Source organism: Saccharicrinis aurantiacus, assembly GCF_001660705.2.
GTDB lineage: Bacteria > Bacteroidota > Bacteroidia > Bacteroidales > Marinilabiliaceae > Saccharicrinis > Saccharicrinis aurantiacus.
The window spans coordinates 150,001-161,018 of the sequence record NZ_LYBV02000021.1 but is presented as its reverse complement, the minus strand read 5'-3'; the positions used below and the strand labels follow the sequence as shown (position 1 = coordinate 161,018).

The 11,018-nt window shown below is 36.0% G+C and carries 5 protein-coding genes; 1 reads left to right on the top strand and 4 read right to left on the bottom strand.

Annotated elements, in window-relative coordinates:
• Window positions 1-574: 574 nt before the first annotated feature.
• On the top strand, window positions 575-4,540 hold the full coding sequence (locus A8B35_RS08740; RefSeq protein ID WP_139314849.1) for a peptidase associated/transthyretin-like domain-containing protein: 3,966 nt from the start codon (window positions 575-577) through the stop codon (window positions 4,538-4,540).
• 90 nt (window positions 4,541-4,630) lie between these two features.
• Here A8B35_RS08740 and glmS read toward each other — a convergent pair whose 3' ends face one another.
• From glmS to A8B35_RS08720, 4 genes are all read right to left on the bottom strand, one after another.
• Window positions 4,631-6,466 (bottom strand): glutamine--fructose-6-phosphate transaminase (isomerizing), encoded by a 1,836-nt coding sequence (glmS, locus tag A8B35_RS08735; protein WP_075602741.1) that lies wholly within the window; start codon window positions 6,464-6,466, stop codon window positions 4,631-4,633.
• Window positions 6,467-6,584: 118 nt separating this feature from the next.
• The gene (locus A8B35_RS08730; protein WP_075602740.1) at window positions 6,585-8,522 is read right to left on the bottom strand and encodes a DUF4954 family protein; all 1,938 of its coding nucleotides are present in this window, start codon (window positions 8,520-8,522) and stop codon (window positions 6,585-6,587) included.
• 112 nt (window positions 8,523-8,634) lie between these two features.
• Complete coding sequence (locus A8B35_RS08725) at window positions 8,635-10,074, bottom strand: DUF4270 family protein (protein WP_075602739.1); 1,440 nt, start codon at window positions 10,072-10,074, stop codon at window positions 8,635-8,637.
• A 34-nt stretch (window positions 10,075-10,108) separates the two neighbouring features.
• Window positions 10,109-10,915 carry a glycogen/starch synthase gene (locus A8B35_RS08720; protein WP_075602738.1) on the bottom strand — a complete coding sequence of 269 codons (807 nt, stop codon included), beginning with the start codon at window positions 10,913-10,915 and terminating at the stop codon, window positions 10,109-10,111.
• Window positions 10,916-11,018: the final 103 nt, after the last annotated feature.

The following is an 11,018-nucleotide window of genomic DNA, read 5'->3' as shown; positions in this document are numbered from 1 at the left end:
ACCATTCACTTTTGGTTTGTACCTCGTAATTCTGCCTTTGTACCTGGTACAAGAGCTAAATTTAGTGGCACAAAGCAGAAAAAATTGGTACAAAGGCAAAAAAAATGAATCCCCTGTGGAAGAATCTTACACGCTATAACGTGACTGAGCAGAATTATAGCCTAGGCAGGTTCAGATGCGCATTTTTTTAGTACAAATATTACAAACATGCATTCAGTTAACAGAAATACTAATGCAGAGCCAAGGGCATTATTACAAATTATGGCCAAACTCAGCGTGCTTGGTAAAAAACATGCTACTGGCTGAGTGGTTATTCTTGGCAACAACCCAGCTGCGTGAGAGATTGCAACGGATACCCCACAGCGAGGCACGAAGCGAGGAGTAGCAGTGAAAAGCTCGACCCTTTAGGGGCACGCCCAATTTATTATTATACTAGACAGGCGTGAGAAGTACAGTTACTGAACTATGGAGCATAATTATTAAACTCCCCTCCCTTTTTAATGTATTGACACACGCATTGATACTGATATTTAAAACTATATTTGGGTAATTATTCATTATATATTACGTATACATGTTGTTTAAAAAGGTTTTAATGGCATGCATGGCTGCCTTGTTGCTATGTTCATTTAATAGTGCCGAAAAAGCACAAACGTTAATAAATAAAGTTAACCGATATAATAAATCGTCGTACCCCGAGAAACTATTTATACACACTGATAAACCGGTATATTTTGCTGGTGATGATGTATGGTTTCAATCTTACTTGGTTAATGCCATTACGCATTTACCCGAGATACATGAACGCGTATTGTATGTTGAGCTGATAAACCCTAATGGGGTAACTGCCTCTAAACGCATGTTTATATTAAACCAGGGAAAGTGTTACGGGCATATGGAGTTGGATCAGGATATGGCAACCGGAAAGTATTTGATGGTTGCTTACACCAACTGGATGCGTAACCAAGGCTCTGATTTCTTCTTTAAAAAAGAAGTGCATATTTATGCCGAGGATGTGGATGAAGAGATGGCCGTTGCAAATTCAGAGCGCACCAGCACAGCTACAGAACCAGCAACTGAAGAAACAGTTATAAACGCCAATAATACTTCAACTGCTAAGTTAAACCTACAGTTTTATCCTGAAGGAGGAAATTTAGTGAATGGCATTACTACACGTGTTGCCTTTTCAGGCGTAAACCAAGCTGGCGATGCCATGGACTTTAAGGGTGCAGTTGTTGATCAGGATGGTAATTTTTGCTCGCCAATACAACCCATTTACGATGGCAAAGGTTTTATTTTTATTAAAGCCGAACTTAACAAACAATACTTTGCTCAAATTGAAGGCAATAATAACGAAAGCATCACTTTTCCGCTTCCAAAGGTAATGGCTCAGGGGTATTCTTTAAGTGTGAGTAATCGATGGAATAACGAAAACTTAGATATACATATCCAATCGAATACGGGTAACGGTGAAGAGAACATTAACCTACTAGTACAGCAAGAAGGAGATATTATTGAAATGCTTGAGGGCACTATTACAAATGGTAGTCTGCGTTTTTTAATACCCAAAGAGCTTGTTAACACAGGCATTGTTCAGCTAACCCTATTAAACAGTGATATGATTCCGGAGGCTGAGCGTTTGGTTTTTGTAAACCACTACGATGCTTTAAATATTTCTATTGAGGGAGCTAAAGACCATTACAATAGTCGCGAGGCTATAGATATTCAGCTTAGCGTAAGTGATAAAAATGGAAACCCTGTTGAGGGTGAATTTTCGATGTCGGTAACCGATGCTGCATTGGTAGATGATAAAGCCTATAGCCAAATAAATTTAGTAAATCACATGTTACTAAGTGCCAATTTACCAGGTAAAATTAATAATATTGGATCGCTATTGAAAAATAATGCCGAGGCCTTTAATAACCTTGATATTATTATGCTAGTTAACGGATGGCGCCGATTTAAATGGGAAAAAGTAATGGCTGATACTATTACTACGCCTAAATACCAATACGAAACGGGTATTTATATTGATGGAAAATTAAAACGTAAGAGTGGGAAAAAGGCAGCTCCGAAAGGCATTGAAGTTACCATGATGTTATCTGGAGACCAAACCCAGGTGATGAAAACTACAACCGACTCGAAAGGTCACTTTAAGTTTAATGTACAAGATTTTAACGATACCGTTGATGTGTTGGTGCAAACGGTAAACAGATCGAACAGTAAAGCAGATTTTAATATCGATTTAAATTCGAATCTACGCTTTGACCCTGCTGATAATAACGCTCGTGCACGAATGATGCTTAGCGAAAAGGTAGCCACAACATTCTTTAGCAGCGAAGCCATAAAAGCAGATGAAGTACAAGCAAGTAAAGGCAAAACAAAAGAACGACTGCAAAGAGATGATGATGCCTTTCTTTTTCAGGATACAACCGATATTTTCTTAGATAACATTAATGTTACTGCCAGTAAAAAGCGCACTGTACAAGAGAATATGGTGGAGCAATTTGGTGCCCCAAGTTATGTGGTAGGCCAATCGCAACTGGAGGACTTAATGAAAGATACGCCATGGTACTACGGTTTAACAAGTTTATTGTACGATGCATTTCCGGGTTTAAGAGTATATGAAGTGAGCAACCCGGAGGACATGGGCGGCATACAAGATGACTTTGCTGCAGAAGAGGATTCAATATTTTCGGATGATGATGGCTTTACCGAGTTGCGTAACCAGCGAACGGTTGATTTTGTATTAACAGGTAAAAGTCCGCACCGCTTTTATATTTATGTGGATGGTTCTTTAATTGGGATGACCAACTCGAACGGACGATTGGCAACAATGGATAGTAATTATAGCTTCGATGATTTTATGTCGATGGATCCTACGGCTATTAAGTCTATCGAATTAGTATTCTCGCCGCGCAATTCACCTATGTTTGATATTATGCCCGAAACTACTGCCGATATTGATATATCAGGAGCTCCCGAGGCAATACTATCTATTTATACAAAGGAAGGAACTGGTGTTTATGCACAGAGCTACAACAAAGGAATGGCCAACTTCAGATTATATGGCTTTGAGAAAGTACGTGAGTTTTATGCGCCACAATATGATGGTACCGACGATTTAAAAGTAGTTAACGATGAGCGCTCTACTTTGTATTGGTCGCCATCCATAAAAACGGATTCATTAGGTAAAGGATCTATTCAATTTTATAATTCAGACGCCGCAGAACAACTCAGGTTTGATGTAGCTGGTTTTTCTGTTGATGGTACACCCGGAGCTCAAATTGTATTAAAAGGAAGCATTACAAATAGCAATAGAAAGGCTACCACAAATGATATGGCTTCTGATTACGAACAGGAAACTGTTGAAAACCTTGCGCTTTCAAAAGAATATAAATTGGGAGCTGCAATAGCGAAATCCCCTGCCAATAACAATTTAGCTTACGCCGATATTACTATTAAAGGAAAACCTTTTGCTACCACAACAAACCGCGATGGTGATTTTATCATCAATCTTGATGAAGTAAGTGGCAGCGATATTGTTATAATAAGTTCCCTTAATTTTGGTTCTGCGGAGTTGAGTGTGGATGATTTACTGAGAGATAAATCGGTTCAGCTTCAAAATAATTTGGATACAAGCGAAAAGATAGATGCCGAAAAGATTATTCAGCAAATGGGTCGTAAGAAAAGATCAAATAGTATTCTATCGAGCATCTTTATTAAGGGAGCATACCGAGAAACCATTAAAAAGAATGGCGATCTATTTAGAGTATCAGACTTTGGGCTAATTCAAAAGAAGGAGAATTATTACGGTCCGATAATTACACATGAAACAATGCCATTAGAGGGACGTGAGTACCGCACTGAGGATTATCCAATGCAAATTAAATATGAGCCTTTAAATACCACCGATGATTTAATGCCAATTATTGATCCATTGCATCAGGATTTAAGTTTCTTGAAGTACGACAACCGTAAAGATTATAAATATACAGCAGAAGGTGTTGTGGAATTTCAGGGGCGTAAATGTTACAAAATTAGTTTTACACAAAACCCCGAAGTTCGTAAGGCTCTTTACGATGGCTCAATGCTTATTGATAAAGAAACCTTCGCCTTAGTATCGTTAAACTGGAAGTATAGTGAAACGGCTAGTAAGTACCTTTTACCAATACAATTTTTAATGCCGGGTAAAACCATCGAGAAATTTGAGGTGCTTGAGCAAAATAATACTGCTTCTTATCACATAAAGGATGGCAAGTGGTATTTAAAAAATGTATCACAATCGGCAGAGTTACGCATTGACAATATTAAACTGGCGTACAAAAGGGAGTTCTCAACAACCGAGGTATTTGATAAAAAACCTGATGAGTTTAAAAAGACTTCTGTTGATAAAATGGATAAGCGTAGAATGATGATTAAAACGGTTAACTACAACCCGGAATACTGGCGTCAACCATGGGTATTACCTGCCGACAAAGACATTAATGAGCAGATTAACTTCTTACATGAGGTTACTTTTATAAAGCAGAAGCAATAAGCTACTGCATTACAAAATAGCAGAATACAAAAAGGCTTCAGTAGTTATACTGAAGCCTTCTTTTTTATAGTTGTATAAAATATATCTGCCCTACTCCACAGTAACCGACTTGGCTAAGTTACGTGGTTGATCCACATCGCAACCACGTAAAACAGCAATATGGTATGAAATAATCTGCAATGGAATAACCGTTAATAAAGGTGCAATTGCCTCATGACAATCCGGTACCTCAATAACATGATCAGCCATTTTTTTAATAGTTGTGTCCCCTTCAGTTACCACGGCAATCACTTTACCATTTCTTGCCTTAACCTCTTGAATATTACTAACGATTTTCTCATATGACTTATCTTTTGTTGCCACAACAAAAACAGGCATATTCTCATCAATTAAGGCAATTGGTCCATGCTTCATCTCAGCAGCAGGATAACCCTCTGCATGGATATAAGAAATTTCTTTTAATTTAAGAGCACCCTCTAAAGCAACCGGGAATAAATATCCTCTACCTAAGTAAAGTGCATTATTAGCATCTTTATATAAGGATGCGATATCTTTTATATCTGCTGTTTTTTCAAGAATCGTTTTTATCTTTTCAGGAACTAAAGTCAACTCATTAATTAGTTGCTTATACAATTCATCATATAACGAACCTCTTTTCTGGCCAATAGTAAAGGCCATCATCATAAGCGCTGTTACTTGAGAAGTAAAGGCTTTTGTTGAGGCAACACCAATCTCAACACCTGCGTGGGTATAAACCCCTGCATGGGTTTCTCTTGGAATAGACGACCCCACAACATTACATATACCGATAATTGTTGCACCTTGTTCTTTGGCCATCTTAATAGCGGCTAAGGTATCTGCAGTTTCTCCACTCTGAGAAATAGCAATTAATACATCATCGGAATTAATAACCGGATTACGGTATCTAAACTCTGAAGCATATTCTACTTCAACTGGTACACGTGCAAATTCTTCAAAAAGATACTCACCAACCATACCTGCATGCCATGATGTACCACAGGCAACAATTATAATTCGCTTTGCTGTGGTCAGCTTTTGCATTTCGTCATTAATCCCCCCAAGGAAAATCTTCGACTTATCCATTGTGATACGACCACGAATGGTATCCATTATTGATGTAGGTTGCTCGTATATTTCTTTCAGCATATAATGCTCGTAATCGCCCTTATCAATTTCATCAATCGTTAGTTCGACTTTCTGAATCTTAGGCTTCTGGGCATCATTCTGAATATTCTTTAAAACAAGATCCTCTTTCGTAAGAATAGCAACATCTTCATCGTTCATATAAATAACCTGATCGGTATATTCAATGATTGGTGAAGCATCTGAACCTAAAAAATATTCATTCTGGCCAACTCCAATTACCAAAGGACTACCTTTTCGGGCTGCAATTAACTTATCCTTCTCATCAGCACAAGAAATTACCAAACCATAGGCGCCAACCACCTTTGATAGGGCAACTCTAACCGCTAACTCCGCATCAACTTTTTGCTCTAGATAAATATTCTCAATAAAGTTTACCAGAACTTCAGTGTCCGTTTCACTTTTGAAGTCGTACCCTCTATTTACAAGCTCCTTCTTTAAATGCGCATAGTTTTCAATAATTCCATTATGCACTAAAGTAAACTTTCCGTTCATCGAAGTATGTGGATGCGCATTTGTATCATTAGGTTCTCCATGAGTAGCCCAGCGCGTATGACCAATACCTATAGTCCCATCAGTTGAACTATCACCAACAAACTCTTCCAGGTCTTTCACCTTGCCCATTCTTTTATAACTATTGATAGATCCGTTTACAAGAGCAACTCCTGCAGAATCATATCCTCTATATTCAAGTCTTTGTAATCCCTTAATTAATATTGGGTAAGCTTTTCGTTCCCCTATGTAAGCAACTATTCCACACATACTTTTTTCATTTATTCGTAAAACGCGAACACCTTATTTAACCGAAGCAATATAATTCATTATTTTAATAAATTTCTCTTCAATTGGTATATGACACATTTAAGGCCTTAAACACGTATTATTTTAGGTTATTGATTCTATTTTCAACATTCTCATCCTTTATCTGGTATTCTTTTTGTAGGTCAATTATAAAATTATTGTTATTCACATCGCCTCGTACATTAAGAAAATCGTCTTCTTTAAATGCTTCTGATGTCAAACCAAAACCAATTTTACTCTTAACATTAAACTCCTTTTTGGCATCAGATATTATTGCAGTTTCATTCTTTTTTAGAAGACCATGGTAACTAGCAAGAAACTCTGAAAGGCTTTCGTTTTTGTATAAATCCTTATTAAAATAGGAATTCGCAATACTAATGGCATGAGCCATACTAAGTTGAGATAGCTGTTTATATTCATTATGAAGAAACATTCCAATCTCATGTATTGATATGTCAGTTTCCACAATTTGCTTAGTTAAAGCATCAAGCTTATCTTCCCTAATAAATAAACCTCCAAGATCTATCCATTCACTTAGTTTATCGGATTGTGACAGGTTCCCATTTTCAATTTCATCATAATTATTTAGTACAATATCACCTATGTAAGTTGTTAACATCTGCTCGTATAAGGTAATACCGCGCTTTATTGATGCAACAGAAATTTGAGCGCCTCTATACATGAGCGCCTTGGTATCAGGCTTTGCCTTTTTCATTAGGGCTTGTAACACTTCTATTCCTTTTACAATTTTATTAATCGTAAAAGGATTCAAACCATCAAAGTGAATAAGATCTAGGGGAAGATCTGAAGTACGCTTATCGCGATTAGGCCATTTTTGGGTATCACGACAAGTACCAACATTAAACATATTTTGGCCTGGCATAAGTACGCTCTTTCCATTATCCTCAATTAAATATGAGAATGGAAATTCTGATGTGTCAGGATTGTTATAATGCTTACCTAATATCATTGTAAAGGCGCTCACTTTACCTGGCCACAAAATATACGAACCGCTGCCTGTTTTGCATCCTCGCTCCAAGGTTCCTTGATGAACTGGTCCGAGTTTATACATATGATTACTTTGATTTGTTGCGCTTCCTGCATTATAAAAAGAGAAGTTACCCGCAATTAACAAAGTAGATTTATGATGAGTAACTGTATATGGTCCAGCAAAAATACTGCAAGCCTCACCTAATAAAGCCTGGCTATTGGCAAAAAACAAACTATTCTCAGCAGAAAAACCACCGCCTACCTCTACAGCCTCACCAATAAAGCAATTATTAATTTGTGCTCCATCAGTGATCTTTGCATTTCTTGTGGAAATAAAGTTTCTGGCAATCACATCTTTTCCAATATATGAAGGCGCTTTCTCTGAACTATTTATTGTTCCATTATTTAATAAAGAAGCACCTTCAACAATAGCATAGTCACCCACATTGACATTTAAAATACTCCCTGCATTATAAATTTTTGCGTGAGTCCCAATTTTGCCTATATCAGATTTAATGGTATTACAATAAGCTTTTATTTTACTGTTAAGAGAATTAATTAAGTTCTGATCGTGCCTAAAAAAGCAAAGTAAGTATGCTATTTGGGATGAGAGTTCATTATATATAGTTACTTCCCTCCCACCAGCTTCATTAACCGCTAAGACTTGTGTGCCATTACCAAAATAAGATTCACCAGAGCATATTATTTCATTGGTATTTACGATCTGAACGTTATCTTCAATAAGATAATTCGAAATTAGATTACCAATATTCTTAATAAAAACACCATTTCCAATACTACAGTTATGAAAACATGAATTATACAATCCCGCTTTAGTTTTTAGGCCATGCTGCAGTGTAACCTCAATATTGAGCTCTCCAATGTGATTTTTTCCTGAGAACTCACAATTACAGACCCTATCAGAGGAGAATTTTGGATGAACAAATATATCCTGCCAGTCATCACTTATACAACCTTGAGACTCTAGCTTAGTAATTTCTACGGCATTTAGATTTCTGTATTGCATTTGTTAAATTTTAGTCTGATAAAATTACTAAAATAGAAAATGATACTTAAACGTTTAGATAAAAAAATAGCCCTTTCATAATTGAAAGGGCTATTATAAGATATATAAGTTTCTATTTTAATTTAATATACTTAATCGCAATGTATGGAGCAGGTATAGTATCCGTTGTAGAAATGATCTCTGTATTGTGCAAAATCACTCTATCAAAATTCGATTCTGGACTTAGTGGCATAATATAAATATCTTCAAAATCAACTAAATCAATATTATAAGATGAAGGAGCTACTAGTTCTTCGAAATAACCTGGAGTAAAAGAAAACTTATAATGCGATGGATAAACTTCATCATTTTCATTTACATCAGTATAAAGCAGACCGCTACCAATACCAGAAGACAAAGTTCCATTATCATTATAAAAAGTTGGTGTTGTTAATTCATCTTTATCGTTCTTTCTATAGATACTTAACGATTGAGGTGGAGCGTAAGTTCTATAATTTGTAGCTGTTGTATCTATAAAAACATTAATATCAACAGCGGCAATACCTAAATGATAGTCTGAGTCAATATTTTCTATTGAATCTCCCCAAGCTTCTTTAAAAGCATTATCAATCTTAATATTTCCCATACTCCCAGCCATAGGTTGTACAAATAATTTTGAAATATCCGACTGATCAACGGAAGAATTAGAATGTACAAAAGAATTAATCTTTACACTCTCACTATTAACTGGGAACTTTCTTTCAAATAAAGTAGTACCAATCGTATCACCTAGCGTAGCATCAATTTCATATCGCTTGTAATACAATACCAATTCTTGACTTGTACTGCGATGATTGAATTTAACAAGTGAACCTTCAGCATCAGGATCATCACTTTCTAATTCACTAGTAACATAAAACCCCTTAAAGAAATCACGAAATAAGGTATTGTTCGTAATGGTATCAACACCCACAGTAAATATCTTTTCACCAATTGCATCATCTATTGGAATAGATAATGTATCTACATAACTTGCTTGACTCCAGATAGAATCATTTTTACCATTCAGTACATTAAAGGTAATCGTACCAACAACTTCTGGATCAGACAAATCTGCTCCTTTAGTATCTGAGTTATAAGAACTCGATGGCGATAAAGAATTTGTCAATTCATAAATTGAAACGATATGATTTGCTAAGGTATCTCCTGTCCACGAATTCAAAGGATACTTTAACAGTAATCTTGTTGAATCAAGCTCGTAGTTATCTGCAGCCTTAAGGCTTGTAGTATCCCTAGTCCCATCAATTGTTCCTACTGAAAACTGAGTAATGAAGTCGGCTTTAGATGCCCCAAAATATTCATCCTGCAACTCTCCTAAAATAAAGGATGTTGGGTTTGATGATTTAATTGGATCTGACATTTCACTCAATGCTTGCAGAGTATTTGTTTCAACATGCGTTGATATTACTTCATCACCAGGCAATACATTCCCTCCTACTGATGAAAAATCATCGTTACATGAAACTGATAATACAACTACAGCCGCAGCCATGATTAATTGTGATAAGCGCATAATGTGTACTTAGTTAAGTGGCAATTAATTTATACTAACCCAATAAATCGTCATAGAAAGAATTGAACGCATCTACATAAGTATCTTCTGCTTGGAAATCAAGAACTGGTTTTCCTGAATTCTTTGCATATTCAATAATTTCGCTATTAGCATCAGGATGACCTTGAATAATACCATCACAATATTGGATTGCTAATTTGCTTAAATTCTCAAAATTGCAAGGATTTAATACTTCAATATCTGAATCTTCAATTCCTTCAAGTTTTAACTTATCGCGAAAACTATCAGAGAATGTAGTTGTAAAATCATCATTATACACTGAGTAAACCAACTTAGAATTAGCAAAATGAGGATCTTCATTCATTGCTTTCTTAATATAAAGAGGTACTAAGCCTGTGAACCAACCATGACAGTGAATTACATCTGGAGCCCATCTAAGTTTTTTAGTTGTTTCTAAAACACCTCGTGCAAAGAAAATGGCTCTTTCATCATTGTCTAAATGCTCAGCACCTTCTTTATCAACTAATGTAGATTTTCTTTGAAAATAATCTTCATTGTCGATAAAATACACCTGCATACGAGCAGCTTGTATTGAAGCTACTTTAATGATAAGAGGATGGTCGGTATCATCAATTATCAAGTTCATCCCTGATAAGCGAATCACTTCGTGAAGTTGATTTCTACGTTCATTTATACATCCATAACGAGGCATAAATGTTCTGATTTCTTTACCTTTTTCTTGAATACCTTGTGGTAAGTAGCGACCTATTTTAGACATTTCTGTCTCTGGTAGGTAAGGGGTAATTTCTTGAGAAATAAATAAAACCTTTGTTTTGTCCATCTTATCGTTTTGTACTTTTTAGCTTCCTATTTTCTATTACTCAAATAAGCTTTCATTTTGTTGAACTAACTAAATCATTCAGCTTTATTTCAGAATATAAGCC

Coding starts and splice junctions, on each gene's coding strand:
- A8B35_RS08725 (WP_075602739.1), bottom strand. CDS start 10,074: ATGCGCTTATCACAATTAATCATGGCTGCGGCTGTAGTTGTATTATCA.
- A8B35_RS08720 (WP_075602738.1), bottom strand. CDS start 10,915: ATGGACAAAACAAAGGTTTTATTTATTTCTCAAGAAATTACCCCTTAC.
- glmS (WP_075602741.1), bottom strand. CDS start 6,466: ATGTGTGGAATAGTTGCTTACATAGGGGAACGAAAAGCTTACCCAATA.
- A8B35_RS08740 (WP_139314849.1), top strand. CDS start 575: ATGTTGTTTAAAAAGGTTTTAATGGCATGCATGGCTGCCTTGTTGCTA.
- A8B35_RS08730 (WP_075602740.1), bottom strand. CDS start 8,522: ATGCAATACAGAAATCTAAATGCCGTAGAAATTACTAAGCTAGAGTCT.